Annotated in this window: 15 protein-coding genes; all 15 read left to right on the top strand. The window is 57.5% G+C overall.

The features are described from left to right. Positions 1-114 precede the first annotated feature (114 nt). On the top strand, positions 115-1,233 hold the full coding sequence (locus AC0LWM_RS11485) for a BMP family ABC transporter substrate-binding protein (protein ID WP_474675070.1): 1,119 nt from the start codon (positions 115-117) through the stop codon (positions 1,231-1,233). A 104-nt stretch (positions 1,234-1,337) separates the two neighbouring features. Then, positions 1,338-2,870 carry an ABC transporter ATP-binding protein gene (locus AC0LWM_RS11480; RefSeq protein WP_474675112.1) on the top strand — a complete coding sequence of 511 codons (1,533 nt, stop codon included), beginning with the start codon at positions 1,338-1,340 and terminating at the stop codon, positions 2,868-2,870. Beyond that, positions 2,863-3,912: an ABC transporter permease gene (locus AC0LWM_RS11475; RefSeq protein ID WP_474675069.1), complete on the top strand. Its 1,050-nt coding sequence runs from the start codon at positions 2,863-2,865 to the stop codon at positions 3,910-3,912. The genes AC0LWM_RS11480 and AC0LWM_RS11475 overlap by 8 nt, the downstream gene beginning before the upstream one ends. After that, positions 3,905-4,858 carry an ABC transporter permease gene (locus AC0LWM_RS11470; RefSeq protein ID WP_474675068.1) on the top strand — a complete coding sequence of 318 codons (954 nt, stop codon included), beginning with the start codon at positions 3,905-3,907 and terminating at the stop codon, positions 4,856-4,858. Before AC0LWM_RS11475 ends, AC0LWM_RS11470 begins: the two co-directional genes overlap by 8 nt. After that, positions 4,855-5,937 (top strand): adenosine deaminase, encoded by a 1,083-nt coding sequence (gene add, locus AC0LWM_RS11465; RefSeq protein WP_474675067.1) that lies wholly within the window; start codon positions 4,855-4,857, stop codon positions 5,935-5,937. Before AC0LWM_RS11470 ends, add begins: the two co-directional genes overlap by 4 nt. Positions 5,938-5,992: 55 nt before the next feature. Continuing rightward, positions 5,993-6,913, top strand: a complete 921-nt coding sequence (locus AC0LWM_RS11460; RefSeq protein WP_474675066.1) for a nucleoside hydrolase — start codon at positions 5,993-5,995, stop codon at positions 6,911-6,913. Further along, complete coding sequence (gene rbsK / locus AC0LWM_RS11455; RefSeq protein ID WP_474675065.1) at positions 6,910-7,866, top strand: ribokinase; 957 nt, start codon at positions 6,910-6,912, stop codon at positions 7,864-7,866. The genes AC0LWM_RS11460 and rbsK overlap by 4 nt, the downstream gene beginning before the upstream one ends. Beyond that, on the top strand, positions 7,863-8,813 hold the full coding sequence (locus AC0LWM_RS11450) for a nucleoside hydrolase (protein WP_474675064.1): 951 nt from the start codon (positions 7,863-7,865) through the stop codon (positions 8,811-8,813). The genes rbsK and AC0LWM_RS11450 overlap by 4 nt, the downstream gene beginning before the upstream one ends. 122 nt (positions 8,814-8,935) lie before the next feature. Then, complete coding sequence (locus AC0LWM_RS11445; RefSeq protein ID WP_474675063.1) at positions 8,936-10,975, top strand: hypothetical protein; 2,040 nt, start codon at positions 8,936-8,938, stop codon at positions 10,973-10,975. A 164-nt stretch (positions 10,976-11,139) separates the two neighbouring features. Continuing rightward, positions 11,140-12,021, top strand: a complete 882-nt coding sequence (locus tag AC0LWM_RS11440; protein ID WP_474675062.1) for a hypothetical protein — start codon at positions 11,140-11,142, stop codon at positions 12,019-12,021. A gap of 157 nt (positions 12,022-12,178) precedes the next feature. Continuing rightward, positions 12,179-13,213, top strand: a complete 1,035-nt coding sequence (locus AC0LWM_RS11435) for a 7TM diverse intracellular signaling domain-containing protein (protein ID WP_474675111.1) — start codon at positions 12,179-12,181, stop codon at positions 13,211-13,213. A gap of 156 nt (positions 13,214-13,369) precedes the next feature. Further along, positions 13,370-21,244, top strand: a complete 7,875-nt coding sequence (locus AC0LWM_RS11430) for an Ig-like domain repeat protein (RefSeq protein WP_474675061.1) — start codon at positions 13,370-13,372, stop codon at positions 21,242-21,244. Between the two features lie 242 nt (positions 21,245-21,486). Then, positions 21,487-22,644, top strand: a complete 1,158-nt coding sequence (locus tag AC0LWM_RS11425; RefSeq protein ID WP_474675060.1) for a cyclic nucleotide-binding domain-containing protein — start codon at positions 21,487-21,489, stop codon at positions 22,642-22,644. Between the two features lie 20 nt (positions 22,645-22,664). Further along, positions 22,665-23,192 (top strand): CxxCxxCC domain-containing protein, encoded by a 528-nt coding sequence (locus AC0LWM_RS11420; RefSeq protein ID WP_474675059.1) that lies wholly within the window; start codon positions 22,665-22,667, stop codon positions 23,190-23,192. Positions 23,193-23,206: 14 nt separating this feature from the next. Beyond that, on the top strand, positions 23,207-26,059 hold the full coding sequence (locus AC0LWM_RS11415; protein ID WP_474675058.1) for an S-layer homology domain-containing protein: 2,853 nt from the start codon (positions 23,207-23,209) through the stop codon (positions 26,057-26,059). Positions 26,060-26,130: the final 71 nt, after the last annotated feature.

The following is a 26,130-nucleotide window of genomic DNA, read 5'->3' as shown; positions in this document are numbered from 1 at the left end:
GATAAAAAAATGCACGGTGTTTTGCTACGATTATATCACAGCGGCAGCCGAATCATAATAATGGACGGCTGTCGCCGATCATTCCAAATCGATGAAACGAGGGATCGGGTCAATATGAAAAAAGCGTTAAGCATGCTCTTTTTAATGGTTATCGTTTTTGTAACCGCTTGCTCCAAAAACGCGCCTGCCGACAACAACGCCGGATCAAATGCCGGCTCGGCAAATAACGGTGACGCCTTTAAGGTCGTGCTGCTTGTACCGGGCACGCTGGGCGACAAATCGTTTTTCGACGCGGCCAACGCGGGATTGAACAAAGTAAAACAAACGCTGGGCGCGGAAACGAAAGTGATCGAGATGGGCGCGGACCAGACGAAATGGGAACCGACGTTCAACGACGTCGCTTCTCAGGATTGGGACGTGATCATTTCCGGCGGCTCGCAAATTACGGAGCTGATGAACGCAACGGCCGAGAAATATCCCGACAAGAAGTTCATTAACTACGATACGGACATTCAAGAAGCCGCATCGAACGTTTATGCCGTATCGTACGCGACGAACGAGGTATCTTTCTTGGCCGGGGCGACGGCGGCACTGGTGTCGACCTCCGATTTGCCGAACGCGAATCCGGACAAAAAAATCGGTTTTCTCGGCGGCATGGACATTCCGGGCATCAACGCATTCCTAATCGGCTACATCGAAGGCGCCAAATACGTCGTGCCGGACATCAAAGTCGCGATTTCTTACGCCGGGGACTTCGCGAATCCGGGTAAAGGCAAAGAGCTTTCGCTGCTTCAATACAAGTCCGGTGTGGACGTCGTATTCAACGTGGCCGGCGGAACGGGACTCGGCGTTTTCGACGCCGCCAAGGAGCAGAAAAAATACGCGATCGGCGTAGACTCCGATCAATCGGCCATGATGCAAGGAACCGACGATGAAAAGGCGAACCTGATTGTGACGTCAGCGATCAAAAAAATCGACGAAGTGATCTTTAACGCGGTTAAGCAAGCCAAAGAAGACAAGCTGGCAACCGGAAGCCTGCAAGTTGCCGGCCTTCAGCAAGACGGGGTAGGCCTTGCCGAGAATGACGTTTACAACAGCGTTCTTCCGGAACAGATCAAGACGAAAATCGAAGAGCTTAAGAAAAAGCTTGCCTCGGGCGAAATCAAGGTCAGCAACGCGATGGGCATGGATACCGCCAAGATCGAGGAAATCCGCCAGTCTGTCAAACCATAATTCAGTTGCAAGGGGGATTCTGCAAGCCGGGAATCCCCTTCCCAATGTTCCGCCATGCGGAAGAAAGGAGATATCGCGTTATGGAGTCCACTCCTTTGTTGGAAATGCGAAACATTACGAAGGTGTATCCGAACGGCGTCGTCGCGAATTCGGGCGTGAACTTTGCGCTCGCCGAGGGCGAAATCCACGCGATCGTCGGCGAAAACGGCGCCGGCAAATCGACGCTCATGAAGATGATTTTCGGCATGGAAGAGCCGAGCGAAGGCGAAATGCTGCTGGCCGGCCGCAAGGTGCGGTTTGCGTCGCCGCAGGATGCGATCGACAGTGGCATCGGCATGGTGCATCAGCATTTCATGCTCGTCCCTTCGTTTACTGTAGTGCAAAATATCATTCTCGGCATGGAGCCGACAAGGGGCTTCAACATCAACTATAAGGAAGCCGTCCGAATGACGGAGGAGCTGTCCGCCAAATACAATCTCGCGATCGATCCGCTCGCGAAGGTCGAGGATTTGTCCGTCGGCATGAAGCAGAAGGTCGAAATTTTGAAGGTGCTCATTCGCGGCGCCAAAATTTTAATTCTCGACGAACCGACGGCGGTGCTGACGCCGCAAGAAACCGAGGAGCTGTTCCGGGAGCTGAAGACGCTGAAGCGCGAAGGGCATACGATCGTGTTTATTTCCCACAAGCTGAAGGAAGTCAAAGAAATTTGCGACCGGATTACGATCATGCGCAGCGGCAAGACGGAAGGCGTATACGAGACGGCGCACGTGTCCGAGCAGGAAATATCGCGGCTGATGGTCGGCAGGGACGTCGTGCTGAAATATGACAAAAGAACCCGCATGCCCGGCTCGGCGGTCCTTCGGGTGGACAATCTTTCGTACGTGAACGAAGATCGGAAGCCGCTTCTTCAGAGCATCGGATTTACGATTCGCGAAGGTGAAATCGTCGGCATCGCGGGCGTCGAAGGCAACGGGCAAGCGGAGCTTGTCAAAGCGCTGACGGGCGGCCTGCCCGGCGCCCAAGGAACGGTCACGGTCGGCGATCAAGTCATCCTCGGGCATTCGATCAAGCAAATCCGCGATTTGGGCGTGTCGTATATCCCGGAAGACCGGATGCGGCAAGGGGTGGCCAAAGAGGCCAGCATCTCGGACAATCTGATCTCCATGTTTTACAGGATGAAGGAATGGAATAAAGGATTGTTTTTGAACAAGAAAAAAATCGGCAAGTTTGCCGAAGACCAGATCGATCGCTACAAAGTTCGCTGCAAAGGTCCGGCGCAGCCGATTGGCATGCTGTCCGGCGGCAATATGCAGAAGGTCGTCGTCGCGAGGGAATGCGAGGCTAGCCCGAAATTGCTCATCGCCGAGCAGCCGACGAGGGGCGTCGATATCGGCGCGGCTCAGTTGATCCATCAGAGACTGCTGCAAATGCGGGAGGAAGGCTGCGCCATTTTGCTGTTGTCGGCTGATTTGAATGAAATATTGGAAGTGAGCGACAGCCTGCTCGTCATGTATAACGGACAATTCGTCGCGTATTATCCGGACGCGGGGCAAGTGACGGAAGAAGATCTCGGCTTCGCGATGTTAGGCCTCAACGTACAAAGCGAAGCGGAAGTAAGGAGGGCTATTCATGTTTAGAGCGGCACATTTCGAGAAAATCCGGACGGTTGCGGTCATTCTCATTGCTTTGCTGCTGACGTTTCTGATCATTGCGATCGTCAGCAAAGATCCTGTGCGAACGATATCTGTTTTCTTGTTCGAGCCCGTTTCTTCGGTGTCGCATATCGGCAATGTGATCGAAATGTCGATTCCGCTCATGTTTACCGGTTTATCCGTCGTGCTGCTGTTCCGGACGAATTTGTTCAATCTCGGCGCGGAAGGACTGTTTTATTTCGCCGGCATCGTCGCATCGACGATCGCGATTCATTTCACCTTGAGCCATTGGCTGCACCCGGTCGTGGCGATTCTCGCCGGAGGGATCACCGGTGCCTTGCTGTCCGCAATTCCGGGTTACTTCAAGGCCAAATGGAACGTGAACGAGCTCGTCACCTCACTCATGTTCAACAGCATCCTGTTCGGCGTCGGATTATACCTGCTCAACTACAAGCTGCGGGATCCGCAAGCGTTCGCCAACGCTTCGTACAAGCTGCAGAAGACCGCCTTGCTGGATCACATCGTGCCCGGGACGCGCATTCATACGGGGCTGATCCTGGCGCTGCTGTGCATTTTTGCCGTTCATTATTACATGTATAAAACCAAATGGGGCTACGAGCTTCGGATGACGGGCTCGAACCGCTCCTTCGCCGAATATTCCGGCATCAACACGACGAAGGTCATCATCGCGGTGCACCTGATCGCGGGTTTCCTGGCCGGCATGGGCGGATCGGTCGAAGTGCTCGGCATGTACACCCGGTTCCAGTGGACCTCCTTGCCCGGCTACGGATTGGACGGAGCTTTGGTCGCGCTGCTTGCCAAAAACAATCCGCTCTCCGTAATTGGAGCATCCTTGTTCCTGGCTTATATTCGGATCGGCGCCGACTTGATGGCGCGCATGTCCGATGTGCCTTCGGAAATGATCTCGATTATTCAAGCGGTTATTATTTTGCTTATTTCCGCGGAGCAGTTCCTGAAGTTCTGGAAAACCCGGATGCTGCTGAAGGAGGCGGGCGTCCGTGAGTAACTTTTTCGATATTTTGTTGTCGACGGACTTCGCTTTTTCCGTTCTTCGCGTTATGACGCCGATTTTGTTCGCCGCGCTCGGCGCCTTGATTTCAAATAAAGCCGGCATCGTCAACATCGGTCTCGAGGGGACGATGCTCGTCTCCGCGTTAACCGGCGTTATTGTGAGCGCTTATACGGGAAGCGCTTGGGTCGGATTGCTTGTCGCCGTGATTGCCGGCGTCGGGATTGCGGCTTTGCTTGGTTTTTTTACGCTGAAGTTCAAGACTCACATTATTCTCGGCGGTATCGCGGTCAATATGTTCGCGTCCGGCGGCACCGTGTTTATTCTGTATTTGGTCAGCGGGGATAAAGGGGCTTCGACCTCGCTCAAGAGCGCAGTACTGCCTTCCGTTCACATTCCGCTCTTGCAGGATATTCCGGTTCTGGGCCCGATCCTGTCGGGACATAACGTGCTCACCTATGTATCGTTGGCGTGCGTGGCCGGGCTTTACTATTTGCTGGCGAAAACGCCGCTTGGCCTGCAAATCCGCTCCGTCGGCGAAAATCCGCATGCCGCCCAATCGGTTGGCGTTCGGGTCAACCGGGTGCAGTTCGTATCCCTCCTGATCAGCGGATTTTTCGCGTCACTCGGCGGCGCTTATATGTCAATGGGGTATTTGTCGCTCTTTACGCGCGACATGACTGCCGGCAGGGGTTGGATCGGCCTCGCGGCGGAAGCGGTCGGGCGCAGCACGACGATCGGCACCTTCTTGTCTTCCATGCTGTTCGGCGCGGCGGACGCGCTGGCCAATGCGCTGCAGGTGTTGAAAATACCGGCCGAGCTGGTCGGGACGACGCCTTATGTGACAACGGTCATCGGCTTGGTCGTGTATGCGGTGACCGAAGCGAAAGTGAAAAAGCGGAAGCTTGCTAAAGCAGAATCGAAGAGAGCAAACCACGTATGATGACGGCCGGGACAACGACAACGACAACGACAACGACAACGACAACTACCACAACCACGACAACGACAACGACAATTACGGAGATTCAGCAGCTTCCCAAGGTGGAGCTTCACTATCACCTTGATGGGGGACTGCGGCCGTCTACGGTTCGAGCTTTTGCGGCCGTAGCCGGCTTGCACCTTCCTGGCGGCGAGGAAGAGCTGCTGCCGCTTCTGAACGTCGCCGACGATTGCACCAGTCTAGCCGAATATTTGGAAAAGTTCCGATTGCCCGCGCAGCTGCTTCAGACCGCTGTGAACCTGAAGCGCGCCGCCTATGAAGCGGTAGAGGACGCTGCAAAGACGAACGTCAAATATATCGAAATCCGCTTCGCTCCGCTGCTGCATGTCGGGCAAGGGTTGTCGCCGGAGGAGGCTGTATCGGCGGTGCTTGACGGCATGAAAGCCGGAGAACAGGCTTTCGGAACGGTAGCCCGCCTCATTTTGATATGTCTGCGCAATCATCCGATTGCCATGAGCTGGCAGGTGCTCGAGCTGGCGCAAGCCTTTTTGGGCAAAGGGGTTGTTGGCATCGACCTGGCCGGTGACGAAGCTGGGTATCCGCCGCTGCTGCACCAGCCCGTCTTCGAGGCGGCGTTCCGGCTCGACATTCCGATTACGATTCATGCGGGCGAAGCCACGGGGGCGGACAGCATCCGGAGCGCCGTCTTCGGCCTGCACGCCCGCCGGATCGGGCACGGCGTAAGGCTGGAGCAGGACCGCAGCTTATTGCGATATGTCAGAGAGCACCGGATCGCGCTGGAGATGTGCCTGAGCAGCAATATTCAGACGAAGGCCGCATCGGCATGGGAAACGCACCCGATCCGAAGGTATTACGACGAAGGCATTGCCGTTACCGTAAACACGGACAACACGACGGTCTCGAATACGACGTTGAATCTTGAGTACGAGCGGTTGATGCTGCATTTCGGGTTTAAGACAGGCGAGTTGAAGCGAATGAACCGCGATGCGTTGGAGGCGTCGTTCGCCGAGGCAAAGATCAAATCGAAATTGATGCGGGAATACTTCGCAGAAACTTAATCAGCGCAGAGCCGCTTATACAGGATATAGGATATTCCGGGAGAGGATGGACATCATGGAAATAATGAATCGTGTCATTATCGACACCGATATCGGAAGTGATATCGACGACGCTTTGGCGATCGCGCTGGCTTTACGGTCTCCGGAGCTGAAATTGGAGGGCGTCACGACCGTTTACGGCGATTCGGACCTGCGCGCCAGGATGGTTGGCAAGATGCTTCAACTGTCCGGCAGAAAGGACGTGCCGGTGCTCGCCGGACTGAACCCGTCGCTGCTCGGCAATCGTCCCGTCTGGATGGCGGGCCATGAAGGTGACGGTTTGCTCGAGCCGGGCGAGGAGCTTGCCTACGATTCCCGCCACGCGGTCGATTTTATCATCGATACGGTCATGAGCAATCCCGGCGAAATTACGATCATCCCGATCGGGCCGCTGACGAATATCGCCGCTAGCCTCATCCGCGAGCCGCTTGTCGCGAAAAACGTCAAAGAAATCGTGCTGATGGGCGGCGTTACCCGGCTAGGGGATAACGGGGCGGACCTGCGCGTCGTGGAGCACAACATCGCCTGTGATCCGGAAGCCGCGTCGGTCGTATTCGGCAGCGGGGCGCCGATCGTGATGGTCGGGCTGGACGTTACGCTCAAGGTTCGGATTACCGAGAAGGAAAGACAAGATCTGATCCGGTCGAGTGATCCACTCAATCTGAAGCTTGCGGACATGATGAAGCGCTGGTTCGATTATGCCAAGGAAGAGCATACGTTCATGCACGACCCGCTGACCGTATCGCTGCTCATCGACCGCAGTCTCGTGAAGACGAAAAAAATGAGCGTGCAGGTCGAGTACGACCATAGGCCAAGGACGGGACAAACGATCGCGTCGTTCGCCGATGACGCGAACGTGGATGTATGTCTCGACGTCGATTCGGAACGGCTTGTCCGGCTATTGATGAGCCGCCTGCTGAAGGAGGATGCGTCGTGAAGCCGGATCAAGGAAAAGTGGTTGTCGTCGGCAGCCTGAACATGGACATCGTGGTTCGGTCATCACGGTTTCCGGCAAGCGGCGAAACGCTGTTCGGGCAAGAGGTCCATTTTATTCCCGGCGGCAAAGGCGGCAACCAAGCGGTTGCGTGCGCCCGTCTCGGGCGCGAAACCGTCATGCTTGGCGCCGTGGGCGACGACAGCTTCGGGCAAAGCCTGCTCGAATCGTTGAAAGCAAACGTGGTTCGTACCGAGCATATGAAGAAGACGATCGCCGCGGCAACCGGCATCGCCTCGATTACGCTCACCCCGGACGATAACACGATTCTTGTCGTCCCGGGCGCGAACGGAACGTTAACTGCCGAAGACATCAACGCCTGGAGCAGCGTTATCTCGGAAGCGTCGATCCTGCTCGTGCAGCTTGAAATTCCGATGGAAGCCGTTGCGGCTGCCGTTGACATCGCGCACCGGCACGATATCCCGGTCATTCTGAATCCGGCCCCGGCACGCGACATTCCCGCGGACATTCTTCGCAAAGTCCGCTATATTACGCCGAACCAATCCGAGCTGCTGGCGATTACCGGTATCGATCCGAGCGATCCGAGCGGTGAAGGTTTGGAGCGGGCGATGGACGCGCTGCTCGAACGCGGCCCCGAATTCGTCGTTGCGACGCTCGGGAGCAAGGGTGCCGCATGGAAGCAGAGGGACGGACGCCTGCAACATATCGGTGCCCACCGTCTGGACGTTGTCGATACGACCGGCGCCGGCGATGCGTTCAACGCCGGATTGGCCTACTCGCTATCCATGGGAGAGGAAATTGGAAACGGCGTCAGATTCGCCGTCGCCGTTTCGGCGCTGGCGGTGACGAAGTTCGGCGCGCAGGACGGCATGCCGACGAAAGAAGAAGTGGAACGGTTTGTAACACCATTTGCGAACGAAGGAGCTGCTAGATGAAACATCCGAAAATTATCATCGACGCCGATACCGGCATCGACGATGCGCTAGCGATACTATTCGGCCTGAAATGCGGCAAAGCCGATATTGTCGGAATTACGACCGTATTCGGCAACATTCCCGTCGAGCAAGCTACCGACAATACGCTCCGCATCTTGAAGCTGGCCGGCCGCGAGCACGAAATTCCGGTCAGCGAGGGAGCGGCGCGGCCGCTTGTGCGAGAATTGGAAGGGTTTGCGACGAACGTGCATGGCCATAACGGCATCGGAGACGTGGAGCTCCCGCCATCTTCGCAACGTAAAATCGCGGAATCGGCCGAAGATTTTATCGTCCGCACGGCAAGCGAGCTCGGTAATGAGCTCGTCATCGTCGCGATGGGAAGGCTGACCAATATCGCGCACGCGTTAAAGAAAGACCCCGATCTGCCGTCCAAGGTCAAGCATCTGTATATTATGGGCGGAGCGGTTTCGGTGCCGGGCAACGTCACTCCCGTTTCCGAAGCCAACATTTGGGGAGACCCCGAAGCCGCGGACTTCGTCATCCAATCGGGGCTATCGATCACGCTGGTCGGACTCGATGTCACGATGCGGACGCTGCTGCATCAATCCCAGCTTGATTGGCTGGAGCGGTCATGCAGGCCGGAAAACCGTGAAATCGTGAGCTTTATGAATCGCTCCATGCAATATTATTACGGTTTTTACCGCGAGTCCAACGCCTTTCACGCGTGCGCGCCGATGCACGATCCGCTCACGATGCTCGTCGCCGTCGAGCCCGGCATCGTGCGCACCCAAACGATGAACCTGTCGGTCGAGTGCGAAGGCAAGGTTTGCGTCGGCATGACGGTCGCAGATTTGCGCCGCAGGCCGGCCGTTGGCGCTCCGGTTCAAGTATGCGTCGACGTGTTCGCGGATCGGGCGGTTGATTTGCTATTGGATGTGTTTGTGTAACGAAGGTATAAATAGATCGAAGGAGGGGCCTCAGTTGCCTCTCCTTTTCTTTTTTCTTGTAGCCGTCAAAGTGCCTTTGATAAAATCGGTTTAGAGAGCAATCTCGATCGGAGGAGATCGGAATGGGGACAGTTGGACATTTGCTTCGCTCGGCTTGGTTTCATGGTCTGGCGGGCCGGATGGCGGAACGCAAGATCATGCAGGACATGTTGGGACCGGATGGCACAGAATGGAGGCTGCTGCATGTTTACGGTCTTCCCGGCATTGGGAAAACGACCTTGCTTCGTTGGTTCGCCGAAACGGCCGAACGAATCGTCCCTCTTTATATTGACGGACAATCCGGAATCCGCGACACAGCTTCTTTCCTGGCCCTTCTTCAGTCCGCTTTGCTGCATGCAGGACTTGATCTGCCTTGCGGCTCGGCGGCGGATTCCTTGAAGGCGCTTTCTGAGCTTTCGCAGCGCAACGGCCGCGTCGTTTTATTGTTGGACGGGTTGGAAACCTGGGAAACGATCCATCGCTGGCTTCTGGAATCGTGGTTTCCTCAGCTGCCCGAACAAGTCCGAATATGCAGCGCGGGTAGAGAGCCCCTCAAGGGAATGTGGCTGTCGAGTCCGGAATGGTCGCGGGTCGTCCTGAACGAGCCGCTAGGTCCGCTGCACAAGTCGGAGTGGCTGCAATTGGCCGCCTTGCATGGCGTAAGCGACCCCGCGTATTTGAATGTGCTCGATCGAATATGCGGCGGCGTACCGTTTGCTTTGTCCATGGTGTTAGACGCGATTGCACGTGACGGCGAAAAGGTGTTGTCCCAGCCAGGCCGGGCTGCGCTGTCCAGGTCCATAGAGCGCCGTTTGCTGGAATCGGCGAATATGTCCTCGTCGTGCAGGCGGCTTTTGCACGCGGCTTCCTTCGTATGGACTTTCGATCACGAGCTTTTGAACGAAATCATGGGGACCCAGGTGGATGACGGCGTTTTCCGGGAACTATGCTCCTGTTCGCTGGTCAGTTCCTTGCCTTCCGGCGGCTGGCGCGTCGTGGACGGAGTAAGGGACTGGCTGCGGTCGAACGCGGCGGAAAAGCCTTCTTTTCCGGTACGAACCTGGGTTTCCCGCGCTGCGGAAACGATCGAACGCCTCGCTCCGCCAAACCCGGACGATAGCCGTTGGGCGGAATGGTACGCGCAGCGCCTTTATTTGACGGATAACGAGTTCGTGCGCATTTATTTCTTATGGGGCGACGATACCGGACTGGAATTGCGGCGAGCTGCCCGGGAGGAGCTTCCGCTTCTTCGGCACATGTACGAAGAAGCCCAACTCATGCTCGCTCCTCACCGTTGCGACGATTCCCGCCAGCACGATTATTTGGAAGCCGTATGGGAGGCCGCTCCCGAGTCGGTAAACGTCATCACCCGGTATGGACGGCCGGTCGCATTCACTTGTTTGGTGCCGCTGGATCATCGAACCGTTCCGGTCCTGTTGAACAACCCGATGTTCGCTCCATATTTGACGGGGCAAGGCTGGGTCGCACAGCCTGCGGACGTTTCGTTCTGGATCGGCGCGACCTCGCCCCCGATGGATCCGAAGCTGACCGGATTTTTCGTCCGCCGAACGTTATTGCCCCTTCTTCGTACCAAGCGCATGTTTACGATGATGCCTTTCGAGGAAGTTTCCGGCGCGTTTGAATCGTTCGGGTTTCGATCCTTGCCCGAGTACGATTGGACGTCCCCCGGAGGGCTTGTCTTTAGGGCTTTGCGCTACGTTCCCGGCGAGGCAAAGGAGCATCGTGCCGCAATCGAAGGAACCGGCGATTACCAGCAGCAGCGTACGGATGCGCTTCTGAAGGAGGCGTTGCTGCGGTTCGGCGAGCTTGAACGGCATTCGGAGCTGATGGGCCGTATCGCTTTATATGCCGCGGACCCGATTGCCGTACGTTCCGCGGCCGACTTTCGCCGCGCCGTCGAACAATATCTGGGCTGGATGGCGAAAGGCGGCAAGGCGGAGAGCCAGCAGTCCCGGTTGCTCCAGTTAGCATACATGCAAAAAATCGGCTCCCACGAAACGGTTGCAGCCCGGTTAAACTTGCCGATGACGACCTATTACCGTTATTTGCGCAAAGGAATACGCCGGCTTGCGGAGCTGTTGTTCCGGCCGGCCGCTATTTGAAAACAACTCCGTATGCGCGATTTCATCCGTAAGCTGTCGAAATCCACACTTTCATCTTTTGGCATTCAAGCGGCATTGAGAGTGGAAGGTAGTTTTCGATAGGATAGTTCACGATAGAAGCGCGTTACGGTGTTTTTTCGAAAATAACGGAAGAGGTGGTTGGAATGATTTGGAGCTTGCGGAATAAAGTAATCGCGGCGGCATTGATCGTTACGTCTATACTCGCAATAGCGGGCATGGGAGCCTACGCGTCGTCTCAGGATCAGAGCGGCATCGTTCTAGCATGCGTAAAAAAGAACGGAGATATCCGAATCCTGCCGATGAATGAACAAGGCTGCGGGCAAAATGAGCAAGTACTTCGCTGGAACGTCAGCGGACCGAAAGGAGACAAAGGCGATCAGGGTGTCCCTGGACCGCAAGGTCCCGCCGGCAAGGATGGATCGGAAGGTCCGATGGGACCGGTTGGCTCCCAAGGTCCGATAGGCTTGGTTGGCCCCGAAGGCCCGATGGGTCCTGCCGGTCCCGCAGGTCCAGCCGGACCAGCGGGAACTTCTCCCGATCTGTCCGCCCTTCTCGCGGAAAATGCGTCCCAAGCAGCGCAAATTGCCGAACTGTCAGGTCAAGTACAGGCATTGGCGGCCAAAGTGGAAGCTTTGAACGAGCAAATCAATCTGCAGCCGCCGGTACGCATCATCCCGTCCACCTCCCATGTTTACCGAGATTTCGAGCACCGCTTGAACGTTTATTCCGCCGAATACGAAATACGGAATTGGAGCGGAACAGACGACGAACTGCTTGGCGTTTTAACCAGCCGTACCTTTCCTCAAGGCCCTCCCGTTCACGAATGGCTGCCCGGCAGCCGCGACAATTATACGGAAGGCACCTATTTCTTCGAAGTAACGGGCGCAGGCCGCTTCCGCAGTACGTTATACGGCCCGTTGGCCGATGATTTTATCCCGAATACTCAGGTCTTGTTGGTGCGAGTTCCTACGGCGGAGGACCCGGCCGCAACGGAAGGCGGGCACGTGAACATGCCGATCTATTAACGGGGAGAAGTTAATGGGGCTGTCCTTAGCCATACTTATGGCTTTTTGGGACAGCCCTTGTCCGTTGATGGCATTCCGCTTGTGAGTTTTTTGTGATACAAAGATGATAGGATATAGTTAGCTTTAAAATGCGGAAGGGGACTATGTTTTGAGTCAAGTGAATTACAGCAAGCTAGTTGGCATTGTCCTCATTTTCGTGCTTTCCGTCGGGATCTATGCCTTTTTTTATAGCCAAACGACACCAAGCCGGGATATGCCGTCGGCCAAGCACGGCCAATTGGATTTATCCGCATGGGATTTTCGAAACGAGGGTGTCGTTAATCTGGATGGCGAATGGGAATTTTACGAGGGCGAGCTGCTGACTCCTTCCGAGATTCATCAAGGAAAGCATCCGGAGGTTTCCTATATTACCGTGCCGGGCACGTGGAAAGGGAAACACGCGGGTGGAGGAATGAGCAGGACAGGCTTCGGGACGTACCGGCTTAAAGTGAAGGCCAGCGAACGGGAAGAGATCTTCGGCATCAAAATAAGAAGCATCCGCATGGCCCATACGCTTTACGTCAACGGACGGGTTGAAGGGGGAAGCGGCGCTCCCGCCTCAACCGACGAAGCCCATATGCCTGGCAATACGCCATATGTCGCTTTTTTTCAAGTAAGCAACGGCGAGGTTGAGATCGTCGTACAGGTCGCCAATTACGAGTTTGTGACCGGGGGAATCGCCAACTCCGTTCAATTCGGCTTGCACGGCGATATTGCGAGACTGGAAGGGATCCAGATCGGTACCGACATTGCGGCCGTACTCGTTTTGGGCATGTTCGGTACATACCATTTCAGCTTCTACTTCCTGCGAGGACGGGAAAAAACGTATTTGTACAGCGGCATCTATTTATTTTCGCTGCTGGTCAGCCAACTGTTGTTCGGCGAAAAGATGGTGCAGCGGCTGTTTCCCGATCTCCCGTTCCATTTTGCATACAAGCTGCTGGACAAGCATGTATTTCGGAGCCGCCGTCATCATTTTATTTTTCCAATCGATCGATGCCCGGCTCATGTCTGCCCGCAAGCTAGATTGCATACTTATCCGAAGAACGCATCCCCCGCGAGCGGGATACGTTCTTTTTTTGTATTTTTACCTAGAAAACCAAAGAAAATATCCCTTTTTAGGTATGGAGAAACGATCGATTTTATCTTTTAATAGCATAAAGAATGAACTGCATTAACAAAATCGGGGGCTTAGGACGGGGGCAAATGGAGCATCGCTTGCAGAAGCGATGTTTTGCTTGTTGAAGTTAACCTGTCAAGCCATCATCGGTGTCTTCCGACGCCGGCAGAAGGAGGATTTTCAATCGATATGAAATTACATTTGCTTCGTAAGATCGGGCACGTATTCGTTTGTGTCGCATTGTGCTTGGGGGCGGTGCAAGGATGGGCGAAGCCCGCGTTCGCGGCAAGCACGATCGTGGTCAACAGTACGGCCGATTCGGCGGTTGCGGGAGATAGCAGATGCACCTTGCGGGAAGCGATCGGCAACGCCGAGGCGGGCGGCGACAGTACGGGCGGCGATTGCGCCTCGGGCGGGGCACAAACGACGATAACGTTCGATTCCAGCCTGGATGGGCAGGTGATTTCGCTTGCAACCGTCGGTGACGTTTCGGTCGGACCGTCAGCTTTTGCCATCACCAAGAACATTACCATTTCCGGAGAGCAGCTCAAGAAAGTGGTCATCGAGCGCAATAGCGGAGCTGCCAACATGCGTTTTTTTTATGTCAAAAGCGGCGGATCCTTGTCCTTGAAAAATATTACGCTGCGCGGCGGCGTCGCCAAAGGCGGGAACGGCGGCAACCGCGGCGGAGGCGCGGCCGGGCTTGGAGGTGCAGTCTATAATGCCGGGAATCTCACCTTAAGCGGGGTCACGATGACCAATAACATCGCTAGAGGAGGAGACGGCGGCACATACGCAGGCAATGACGGAGGCGGCGGTGGCGGCGGCCTTGGCGGGGACGGCGAAATGTCTCCGGCGGACACGAGCAATAATACGGCGAGAATGTACGGAAAAGGGGGATTACCCAACAATTACAGCTTCTTGTCCAGCGGACGCGCCGGGGACTTCGGAGGCGGTGGCTTCGGCGGATACGGGACGTGGGGGCTGTCTATTGCCGCATACCCCGGTGGAATCGGGGGGTTCGGCGGCGGAGGCGGCGGAGGCGGCGACAATCCCAACAGCTGCGGCGGCGACGGCGGTGCCGGCGGTTTTGGAGGCGGAGGCGGAGGCGGAGGTGCGACCCAATTGAGCGGATATTGCGCCAAAACCATCACTGCGGGCAGCGGCGGCTTCGGAGCCGGCAATGGGCAAAACCCTGGAAAAGATGCCTCCGGCTTACATATTGGAGGACGCGGCGGCGGAGGCGGAGGAATGGGCGGCGCCATCTTCCAATACAGCGGCACCGTGTCGATGACGAATAGCACGCTTTCGGCGAACAAAGCGATTGGGGGCAATGCAGGCGGTTCAGGTCTTGGTGCCGCGATTTTTGTGTATCAAGGAACGGCGACCCTGGTCAACAATACGGTTGCGTTCAACGAGAACGGTTCGTCAAGCGGCGGGGCGCTTTATGTATACCAAGGCACGGCTAACCTGACGAATAACGCAATCGCCTCCAATATCAATGGCGACGCCAACAAGAATAGCGGAGCGACGGTAAACGGAAGCCACAATATGATTTCGGTATCGGAGGGAATTCCAGCCGGCGTCATCGTTTCGACGGCGGATCCGCAACTTAAGCCTCTAGCCGAAAATAAAGGCATAGGCTATACCCACGCGTTGCCGGCCGGCAGTCCGGCGATCGACGCGGGCAAGACGACAGGCGTGCCGAACATCGACCAGAGAGGATACTTGCGCGACGGAAAGCCGGACATCGGCGCTTATGAATACCCTGATAGCAACGCCGTCATCTCGATCCAAAAAAGCGTCGGCACGTCGATAACGGGACAGGATGTTACGTTTAATGTTACAGTAGCCTCCAGAGTGTCGTGGTTATCGGATAATCCCACGGGGACCGTGCAAATAAACGCCGGTTCGGAGAGCTGCACAGCGTATATTTACTACGATGGAAAGGGCACTTGCACTATAACATTCCCTGCGGACGGGGATTTTCCCGTATCGGCGGCTTATTCCGGGAACTGGGAATTCGACACGGCAACGGCTGCCTTCGGCACACATCGCGTGAACAAGGCGGAGACGTTTGTCGACATAACGGGCGCAAGCGCCAATCCCGTGAACAAGGGGCAATCGGTCAACGTGTCGGTCAAAGTCGGCGGGCAGTGGCCCAGCAACGGGAAACCGAACGGGACCGTGACGGTCGGCGACGGGACTGAAAGCTGCCAGGCGACGCTGGTAGGCGGAGCCGGCAGCTGCAGCTTAACTTTCCATAGTTCGGGCACCAAGTTTTTGAGCGCTACATATAGCGGTGGCGGCGGGTATCTTGGAAGCACGATGATCGGCTATTACCAGCTGAATGTGAATAAAGAACCGGTCACCGTGACGATTACCGGAACGAGCCCGAATCCGTCCGTTTACGGCCAGTCCGTCAACGTATCGGTTGCGGTCGCGGGACCACCGGGGACCGGAACGCCAACGGGCAAAGTGACCCTTAACGAAGGCATGTGGGAGTTTGGCGAAAGCATGCTTAGCGGCGGTACGGCAACGTTCGCGGTCAGCTCGCTTGATCCGGGCAATCGATCCTTAACGGTGGTTTACAAGGGAGACGACAATTTTGCGGCAAGAACATCGGTGCTTTACGTGCATAAGGTGCAAGCTTCGGGTACGACAACGTCATTGACAGGCTCGTCCAACCCGAGCAAATACGGGCAGTCCGTCACGTTCACCGCGAAGGTCGCGCCTGTTGCTCCCGGGAGCGGGACGCCGGCGGGCACGGTGACATTCATAGACGGCGCCAACGTGCTGGGGACGAGTGTGCTGAACGGGGGAACGGCAACGTTCGCCACATCCGGCCTTGCCACCGGGAATCATCAGATCACGGCGACTTACGAAGGAAGTACGGCGTATGTGGCCAGCGCCTCGGCTGTTTTGGAGCAAACGGTGGAGGTGGCGGCGACGGTTTCTACCGTCTCCAGTTCATCCAGCAATACCGTATTCGGGGAAGCCGTTACGATTACGGCTCAAGTCGCGGCCGCGGCGCCGGGCGGAACGCCGTCAGGGACGATTACGTTCAAGAACGGCGCGATCTCGCTAGGGACGGCAGTATTGGACGGCAGCGGCAAAGCGAAGCTTGTCGTATCGGATCTCCCCGTAGGCGCATATAGCATAACGGCGGAATATGGAGGCAACAGCGGTTACGGGGCCAGCGCTTCGAATGCGATCTCCCAGACGGTGAGCGCGGCATCGACCGCATTGACGCTAACCAGTTCCGCCAATCCAAGCGTGTCGGGCCAGCTGGTTAAGCTGACGGCAGCGGTAACGGCCGTGGCGCCGGGGGGCGGCACGCCAACGGGCACGGTCAAGTTCAAGGAAGGTACGGCCGTGCTTGGCGAAACGGATTTAAGCGGGGGGAAAGCCGAGTTCACCGTGACGGACTTGCCGGTTGGACCGCATCAATTCAGTGCCGAATTTGGCGGCAGTACGAATTACAAAGGGAGTACGGCGGACTTTGCGCAATCGGTGAATAAATCGGCGGTAAACGTTGGTTTGGGCAGTTCCGCGAATCCCAGCGTAACGGGCCAGCCGGTGACGCTGACCGCGAATGTGACCGCGAAGGAGCCGGGCAGCGGGACGCCAAGCGGGACGGTGACGTTCACGGAAGGTGGCGCCGTGCTGGGTACAGCGGAGCTGGAGCATGGGACGGCTGCAATCGAGCTGCCCGGCCTTGCGGTCGGCATGCACCGGATCACCGCGGAGTATGGAGGCGACAACGATTTTGAAGCCGACGCTTCAAGCGCGCTCAGCCAGACTGTGAATGCCGCGGCGACCGCAATCCAGGTGACCAGCTTGAACAATCCGAGCGACAACGGCGAATCCGTTACCTTCACCGCGACGGTGACCGTGCCGGCACCGGGCAGCGGCAAGCCGACCGGCATGGTCACATTCAAGGACGGCGCCGCGGAGTTGGGTACGGCCAGTCTGGGCGACGACGGCACGGCGACGCTCGAAACGGCCGCTCTGCCCGCAGGTGATCGCAGCATCATCGCCGAGTACAGCGGCAGCGGCGAATTTGCGGCCAGCGTATCGCAGGCGCTCATCCAGAAGGTGCATGCCGCGGCGACGACTACGGCGCTGACCGGTTCGGCGCATGCGAGCGTCTTCGGTCAGCCGGTGACGCTGACGGCCGCCGTGACGGTCGTGGCCCCGGGCTTCGGGACGCCGGTGGGTACCGTGACGTTCAAGGACGGCGCGGTAACGCTTGGCTCGGCAACCTTGTCGAACGGCACGGCTGAGCTGACGACGTCAGCCTTGACGGCGGATACGCACAGCCTCACCGCGGTATACAACGGTAGTCAGGACCATGCCTCCAGCGTGTCGAACGTCTGGCAGCATGACGTCAGCAAGGTCCGGACGTCCGTTTCGCTGAGCGGATCGGCGACTGCTAGCGTCTATGGCGAGCCGGTGACGTTCAAGGCCGCCGTCGCGGCAATCGACCCGGACAGCGCGCCGCCTGTGGGGACCGTCGCGTTCAAGGACGGCGATACCGTGCTCGGCACCGCGATCGTCGACGGCAGCGGCAATGCGACGCTGACGCTGACGAGCTTGCCGGTCGGCACCGCCAAAGTCAGCGCGGCCTACGCCGGCAACGACGGTTATGCCGCTAGCGAGACGGCGGAGTCCGTAACGGTGACCGTCGGGCAAGCGTCAACCGAGACGGAGATATCCGCTTCGGCATCCGCGGCTGTTTATGGCGAGCCGGTGACGTTCACGGCGAAGGTGACGGCCGTGGCGCCCGCCACCGGTACGCCGACCGGCGCGATCACGTTCAAGGAGGGTTCGACGGTGCTGGGGACCGGCGAGTTGAGCGGAGGCGAGGCTTCGTTGACCATCTCGGACTTGGCGGTTGGGTCCCATAACGTAATTACGGAATATACGTCTGACGGTCGTTATGGAGCCGGCGTTTCGGCAGCCTCGGCATCGGTCGACGTCCGTCAAGCGGCGACGCGCACGATTATTGTCGCCTCCGCCCCATCGTACGCTTACGGCGAAACCGTTGCGCTAACGGCCATGGTAACGGCGGCGGCGCCCGGTGGCGGCACGCCTGCGGGCACGGTCACTTTCAAGAGCGGCGCCGATGTGCTGGGGACGGCCGAGCTGGTAAGCGGCACGGCGACGATCCGTCGGTCCGATCTGGCCGTCAATGTCTATAGCGTTACGGCGGAATACGTCGGCAGCGCCAGCCATGAAGCGAGCGCAGCCGAGCAAGCGGCCGAATTGGCGGTAGTTCAGGCGGACACGGAAATTACTTTGTCGGGGACCGCGCCGTCCGCCGTGTACACGAAAGAAGTAACGCTTGTGGCAACCGTAACGGTGCAGGCCCCGGGGAGCGGAGTGCCCGCGGGGGAAGTTGTCTTCAAGGCTGACGACGCGGAGTTAGGCATTGAGCGCCTGGATGCCGGCGGCAGAGCAAGCTTCAAAACAAAGTCGCTATCGCTTGGGGATCACAACATAACGGCGGAATACAGGGGTGGCGATTCGTTTCGCGGCAGCGTTTCGCCGGAGCATCGTTTGGCGATTATTCAGCATACGGCTGCATTTACTTTAACTGGCTCGGTGACCGAAGCGGTATACGGGCAACCGGTTGTATTGAAAGCCACAATCGTTTCCGACGATGCGCCGACAGGCGAAGTGACGTTTAAGAATGGCGACGACGAAGCGATCGGAACGGTTCCGTTAAACGGGAACAGCGAGGCCGAGTATACGGTAGAACTGCTGCCTCTCGGAGAATATACCTTCACCGCCGTGTACTCAGGTGACGATATGAACCAGCCCGGCCAGTCCAACCGAGTTGACGTTACGGTAAATAAAGCACAAACAGCGACCGTTCTGCCGTCCGTGACCAGGGTGGTCTACGGCCAACCGTTTACGGTTACGGCGAAGGTTGAGGCGAAAGCGCCGGGACAAGGCGTGCCTGCGGGAGACCTCGAATTCCGCGGCGATCAGAACCTTGAGCTTCAGCAGACGGTTTCTCTGAACGCTTCCGGCGAAGCCGCCGTCGAGATCGGGCCTATGCCGATCGGCAGCTACACGATTACGACCAGCTACGCGGGGAATTCGTTATACGAAGGCAGCAGCTCAAGCACGCTTGTGCAAGTATACGATCCCGTGTCGACTTTGGAGCTTGACGCTTACGAGTATACCTTGAAGCCAGGGGGTTCCCACTCCACAGTCGTAACCGCGGTTTATGGCGCCGACGACCGGCGGGACGTCACGGCAGCCGCACATTATGCTTCTTCGAACCTTGCCGTTGCGGTTGTGGACGAGCAAGGCAAGGTGGAGGCGATAGGCGTCGGGGTGAGCGATATTACCGTTACCTACGAAAATCATTCAGTACAAGCGCGGGTAACCGTCAAGCTGAGCGCCGACGCCTCGTTAGGAGCTCTGACGACAAGCGAAGGCAATATCCGGGTGGAGCCGGATACGATGAACTACGACATGACGGTAGGCTCGGGCGTCGATAAGCTGTTGGTTTCAGCATCTGCGGCGGATGCCGATGCGATCGTTCAGATCGGGCAAGCGGCGCCGGCTTCTGGCTCAGCCTCGGCCGAATTGGCGCTGACAATGGGCGGCAATGTAATCTTGATTCAAATAACGGCGCCTGATGGAGAGCACAAGCGGACGTACAAGCTGAACGTGACGAAGCGGGCATTCATCCCGAATCCAGATCCCGGAGCGGGCAGCGGAAATTCAAACATCGGCCCGGCCGCTCCATCCAAGCCGGCACCGGGAAGCGAAGTGAAACCGCAAGAGCCGCAACAACCGCAAGTCTCCTGGCGGGTTCCGTTGTCGGGCGGACAAACCGGCATCGCCGGCGTTTCCGTCCAAACGGAGGAGTCAGGCGGGGCGCGAATCGTTCGCGTGAACGAGGAGGACATCGCCAAGATGTTAAACTCGGCGCAAACAGCCCTTGTCTACATCGTTCCCGTCGCGGTCGACGGCGGGAAAACCCGCGTGGAGCTAAGCATGGCCTTGCTGAGCCGGATTCGTTCGGATCATCCGGGCAACGGCTTTGGCTTGGCGGCGGAAGGATTGGACCTGGAGTTGCCCTTGAAGCGGTTCACGCCGGGCATGATTGCGGACTCGCTTGGCCTTCTCGTTCAGGACGTGGAGGCAGGGAAGCTATGGGTGGAGCTTGCGGAGAGAAAAGATATTCGGATTCCGAATGCCGTCACATCGCCGATCGAAGTTTCCATGAAAGCGGAGATTGCCGGCAAAACCTACAGCCTCGATCGGCTGTACGGCACTTACTTGAAGCAAGCGATCGAAATTCCGGGATCCGTGGACGCTAACCTTGCGGTTGGCGTTGCCGTCGGCAAAGACGGCAAGCTGTACCCGGTCCCTACCCGAATTATCGCAGCGAACGGCAAAAAAGCCGCAATTGTGCAAACAGATCATCAGGCGATCTTGACGGTCGTCGCCGCGAAAGCCGCCGATTTTAACGACATCGCCCGTTCCTGGGCGAATGCCGAGATTCGCCGGTTAGGTACCCGGATGATCGTTTCCGGTTACCCGGACGGCAGCTTCCGTCCGTCGGATAACGTAACGCGCGCGGAGTTCGTTGCGATTCTGGCGAGATCGCTCGGCATGGCTGCACAAGGAGCGGAGGGCTCCGGCTATGCGGATGTTAGCGACAACGCCTGGTACTTGGGGTATATCGCTCCGATGATGCAAGCCAAGATCATCACCGGATATACGGACGGGACGTTCCGGGGCAATCGGAACATCACCCGCGAAGAAGCGGCCGTCATGCTGGCCAGAGCTTTGGCATACGTACAATCGGAAAACGGCGCCAGCGCCGAAGGTTTGTCTTCGGCAGGTTTGGCGGATCAGGGCCAAATCAGCGGTTATGCACGGAAGGCGCTCGACGCCGTGCTCCAGGCTGGGTTGATGAAGGGCTACGGCGATCGGACGTTCCGTCCGCAGGCATTAACCAATCGCGCGGAAACGGTAATGATGATCAGTAATCTTCTGCGACATGTGCAGTTCACGGACGAACAAGATCCGAATTAGGCTTTACTTCCGGGAAACGGACTCTCAAACGATGGGAGTCCGTTTTCCATGAAGCCGAAAGCGAGTCGAGCGGGGTCAATGCTGGGAGCGCGGTCAACTATACGACTGTCACGACCGCCCCTGTCGTCGGTAGCCTGGAAGCCGCATTGATTCGGAAAATACCCCTTTTTGGGTATGGATGCGGCGGTCGTTTATCGTTTATGCTGACTCATCATGCACGTTGCGAGGATGAGTGATTTCTTATGGGTGCTCAAGCGATATCCCATCCCTATCTGGAAAGTCGCGCTTTACGTTTGTTTTTGTCGGTGGATGGCGGTACTCCGATCTCCGAGCGCCGCGATTTGCACGTTTTTCTCGAACGGGTCGCGCGCAAGGAGTATGCGGATGGCGAGACGATTTTTTCCGAAGGGGAAATGGGCGATTCGTTTTATCTGATCGACCAAGGGCATGTCGATATCGTGAAGGAAAGCCAAGGCGGCGCGCTCCTCGCCCGTCTGGGCGAAGGCGATTATTTCGGGGAGCTGGCGCTCTTGATGAGCAAGCCCCGTTCGGCGGCGGCGAAAGCATGCGGACATACGGTGTTGTTCCGATTGCGTGAGCGGGAGTTCGACGAGCTGACGCATCGGTTTCCCGATCTGTTCGGTGTGCTGCTGACCAAGCTGTATGATCGGCTGCAAATGTCCTACCGGGATTTGGAGCGCACAAACGAGGAGCTCCGGGCAACCAACAAGATTCGCAGCGGGCTCGGCTTTATTTTTATCAGCACGGTTGTGGTCATCAGCTTGTACGCGTTCGCGATTCGGTTGTTTCACGGCAACTTTCTGCAAGGTTCGCAGCTTGCGGAAACTAACTTCCTCGTAACTCGCGGCATTGAGGCCATCGCAATCGGCGTTATTTTCGGCATGATCTATCGAAGCAAGCAGTCGCTGGCCCAATTCGGCCTTACGCTTGCCGGAAGCCGGCGGGCGTTCGCAAGCGGCATATGGATTTCGCTTGCCGCCATCGGACTCATGACAGCCGGAAAATGGCTCTGGGTCCGAAGCGGCTACGGCGGGTTCGGCGGAACGGAATGGATAGACTTCGGCCTGTTCGATTGGACTTATGTCACTTATCTATTGGTCGCTCCGCTTCAAGAGTTCATTGCGAGAGGAGTCGTGCAAAGCTCGATCGACCGTTTGCTTCCCGGACGCCGCCGCTCCTTCTGGGCGGTGATCGTGACCTCGCTGCTGTTCGGCGCGATGCACCTGCACACGTCCGTCGCTCTTGGCGTCGCCGCGCTGGCAACCAGTTGGCTGTGGGGTTGGATGTATACGCGGCACCGCAATTTACTCGGCGTCAGCCTCTCCCATTTTTTGATTGGAAACTGGGCCGGGCTGCTCGGATTTTGGAATCTATCGTAAATCGATTCGGAGGAAATCATATGATACTTCGTCTGCGCTGGGCGCTCGCGCGGTTCGTCATTCTTGCTGTCTCGCTGTCGCTCCCGCTTACTTTGGGGTTAAGCGGCTATATCGTCGGACCTTTGATCAGTTATTTTTATTTCCGCGATTGGCGTTTTTGGAAGTACCAAAAGCAGTTTTTTCAGGGGACGTTCCACTTCTACTCCCTTTGCTTCCGCTGGCTCACGGATAAGAATTACAGGGGCATGTTTACGGTGCCGTTTACGGCCCGTCCGATGTCGGGCCCGGACACCGGGATCGTGCGCCTAACAAAAGCGTGGGAGACCGGCGCCCAGGATTGCAATACGTGCTCGCGCTGCTGCACGGCCATTCATTGTCCGTTGCTCGACCGAGATACGGGAAGATGCATGAGCTACGATTCGAAGTTTTGGCGTTATTTCAATTGCGGGCGTTACCCGATGACGCAAAAACAAATCGCCTATTACGGCTGTCCCAAATGGGAAATGATCGCGGATGCGCGCGTCCGGGCGGAGCTTATTCAATCATAAGGAGCGGTGAAAACATGAAATTTAGACGTTGGATGACGATCGTATCGATACTTGTATTTCTTGCGGGACTTCTGCCTGCGTATGCTTCAGCCGGCGTTCTTGCCGATTTGACGGAATGGAGCATCCAGGAAGGGGCTGAGGAAAGGGGCGACCTGTTCGGCGTTGCTTATGGCAACGGCAAGTTCGTTGCGGTTGGCGCGGACGGAATCATTATGACGTCCGATGACGGGACGGATTGGAAGGATCAACTTTCGGGGACCGATCGTTATCTTAGAGCAGTCGCTTACGGCGGACCTTCGAGCGGAGGGATGTTCGTGGCGGTTGGAGACGAGGGTGCGATCTTGACCTCTGTGGACGGGGAAATCTGGAAGGATCATACGGTGGATGACAATGTTTATTTAACCGGCGTCGCCTATGGCGGAGGAACATTTACGGCCGTAGGGGGAAGGGGAGTCGTCTTGTCATCCCGCGACGGTGCGGTATGGGAATCGCAGTCGTTGGCAGGCTACGGTTTTTCCGGCGTTGCTTATGGGGCTGACGGCAGGTATGTGGCTGTTGGGGAATATGAATTTTCTGCTTATGTTGTAACTCCTAATAACTCAAATGAATGGGATGCAGTAAAAATCGATAGCGGCCAGCTATCTGGAGTTGCCTACGGTAACGGCATGTATGTGGCATTGGGGTCTTTGCCGGATAACGTAGGAGGAATCATGGCGCTCTCCAAGGACGGGGCAAAGTGGGAAGCGCAGCATATCGATGACTCGCCCTATGCCATAGCTTATGGCAACGGGACATTTGCGGCGATCGATTTTAATAAGATATTCATTTCAACCGACGGGACAAACTGGACCGCGTCATCGGCGGGGATGGCGAGAGGTTTTCAGGGAATCGCCTTCGGCAAAGGAAGTTTCGTCATTGTAGGGAATAGGGGCACGATTTTGAAGTCCCCCCTGAAATACACAGTCACGTATGACGGCAACAGCGGCACAGGGGGGAACGTACCGGAGGACAATGGAGCGTACGATCCCGACAACGAAGTTGTGATTCAGGAAAACACGCGTAATCTGGTCAGGACGGGATATAATTTCGGCGGGTGGAATACGCGGAAGGACGGCAAAGGAACGCACTATGCTCCGGGCGCCAAAGTGACGATGAAAGCCGAGGACGTGACGCTTTACGCCGAGTGGATTGGTACGAATGCGAGCCTGGGCGGCCTGACGCTGCCGGGTGTCACGCTACACCCGGCGTTTGCGCCGGAGACGACCGCGTACACGGCGAATGTGCCGAACAGCGTGAGCTCCATTACGGCGGCGCCGATGCCGGCGGACGCCAACGCTACGGTGACGGCCAGCGTATACTTGAACGGGACGACGACGGGCGGCCCGCACGTACTGACGAACGGCGCGGCATCCCCGCCGCTGCCGCTCGCCGTGGGCAGCAACACGGTGCAGTTGACGGTAACGGCGCACGACGGCATAACAACCAAGACGTATACGGTGACGGTAACGCGGGATTCCGGCACGTATTCGCCGACACCGCCTTCCGCGGCCAATAGCTCGCCGCCTAGCAATCCCCCGAGCAGCGCGGTCAAACCCCAGGAGTTTCGCATCCTGATCAACGGCAAGGAGCAGGAGCGAATGGGCGTCTCGGCCGCTGTCGAGGAGAACGGGCGCCATACGTTCACGGTAACCGTGGACGCAGCCAAATTAGCTACGCAGCTTGCCCTGGAGAAGGACAAGCCGCTCGTCGCCGTCATCGCTACGCGCAGCGCGGACAATGTAACGGCGGCGCTCGCCGGAGACACCGTGAAGGCGCTGGCGAACAAGCAGGCCGTCCTCGAAATTCGGACGCCTGACGGGGCTGTTATGCTGCCCGCGGCGGAGATCGGGATCGAGCGGTTGGCCGGGCAGCTCGGGGCGAACGTGCCGCTTGCGGATGTGGTCATTCGCATCGAAGTAGCGAAGGGCGATGCAGCGGAGACCGCGCTCCTGGACGCGGCTTCGAAGCAAGGTAACTTCTCCGTTGTGACGGCGGCGACCGTCGATATGCGGATTACCGCTTCGGCGCCTTCGCACGGCGACAAAACGGCGATAGCGGACAAATTCGCCTCTTACACGGAGCGGGAAATTCCGCTGCCGGAAGGCACGGATCGCAGCAAGGTGACGACCGCGGTTTTATTGGACGCGAACGGGAAGGTTCACCATGTGCCCACGCGGATCGTCATGCGCGACGGGAAGCCGGTTGCGATTGTGAGCAGCTTGACGAACGGCACGTTTGCGCTGATCGGTCGCTCAGCCGCCTTCGCGGACGTTGAAGGACATTGGGCGAAGGACGCCGTGAACGGCATGGCTTCGCGGATGGTCGTCAACGGAACCGACGACGGCCGCTATCAACCGGACAACGCCATTTCGCGGGCGGAATTCGCGGCGATTCTCGTCCGCGCGCTCGGACTGGGCGATAACGGAGCAGAAGTGAACGCGGACTTTACGGACGTGAAGGCTGCCGACTGGTATGCCGGCGCGGTGGCGAAAGCCCGCGAGTACGGGATCGTGGGCGGCTACGAGGACGGCACGTTCCGTCCAGTGCAGACGATCACGCGAGAAGAAGCGACTGCGATGATCATGCGGGCGGCAAAGACGGCGGGCATGCAGACGAGCCTGGAAAGCGTGGATGCAGCAGCTGTATTGGCCGGCTTCCCGGATGGAGCGGCGGTGAGCGCATGGGCAAAGGAAGCCTTCGCGGCGGCGGTTAAGGCCGGGCTGGTTCAAGGTTCCGCAGCGGGGCTTCTGCCGAAGAGCGACATCACAAGAGCGGAAACGGCCGCTATTGTGCAGCGTTTGCTAATAAAAGCCAAGCTGATTGACTGATCGACCCGCAAGGTTTGGAATAAGTTTTTAGCGGAACGGACTCCTGGGGTACAGAGAGTCCGTTTCTTATG

It is taken from the genome of Paenibacillus sp. sgz302148 (assembly GCF_056120465.1).
The sequence above is the reverse complement of the archived record's forward strand: the minus strand, read 5'-3'. Positions and strand labels throughout refer to the sequence as shown.

Bases quoted from the DNA above. Each gene is read 5' to 3' on its own strand.
- AC0LWM_RS11485 (WP_474675070.1), top strand. From the start codon at position 115: ATGAAAAAAGCGTTAAGCATGCTCTTTTTAATGGTTATCGTTTTTGTA.
- AC0LWM_RS11480 (WP_474675112.1), top strand. From the start codon at position 1,338: ATGCGAAACATTACGAAGGTGTATCCGAACGGCGTCGTCGCGAATTCG.
- AC0LWM_RS11475 (WP_474675069.1), top strand. From the start codon at position 2,863: ATGTTTAGAGCGGCACATTTCGAGAAAATCCGGACGGTTGCGGTCATT.
- add (WP_474675067.1), top strand. From the start codon at position 4,855: ATGATGACGGCCGGGACAACGACAACGACAACGACAACGACAACGACA.
- AC0LWM_RS11460 (WP_474675066.1), top strand. From the start codon at position 5,993: ATGGAAATAATGAATCGTGTCATTATCGACACCGATATCGGAAGTGAT.
- AC0LWM_RS11450 (WP_474675064.1), top strand. From the start codon at position 7,863: ATGAAACATCCGAAAATTATCATCGACGCCGATACCGGCATCGACGAT.
- AC0LWM_RS11445 (WP_474675063.1), top strand. From the start codon at position 8,936: ATGGGGACAGTTGGACATTTGCTTCGCTCGGCTTGGTTTCATGGTCTG.
- AC0LWM_RS11440 (WP_474675062.1), top strand. From the start codon at position 11,140: ATGATTTGGAGCTTGCGGAATAAAGTAATCGCGGCGGCATTGATCGTT.
- AC0LWM_RS11430 (WP_474675061.1), top strand. From the start codon at position 13,370: ATGAAATTACATTTGCTTCGTAAGATCGGGCACGTATTCGTTTGTGTC.
- AC0LWM_RS11425 (WP_474675060.1), top strand. From the start codon at position 21,487: ATGGGTGCTCAAGCGATATCCCATCCCTATCTGGAAAGTCGCGCTTTA.
- AC0LWM_RS11420 (WP_474675059.1), top strand. From the start codon at position 22,665: ATGATACTTCGTCTGCGCTGGGCGCTCGCGCGGTTCGTCATTCTTGCT.
- AC0LWM_RS11415 (WP_474675058.1), top strand. From the start codon at position 23,207: ATGAAATTTAGACGTTGGATGACGATCGTATCGATACTTGTATTTCTT.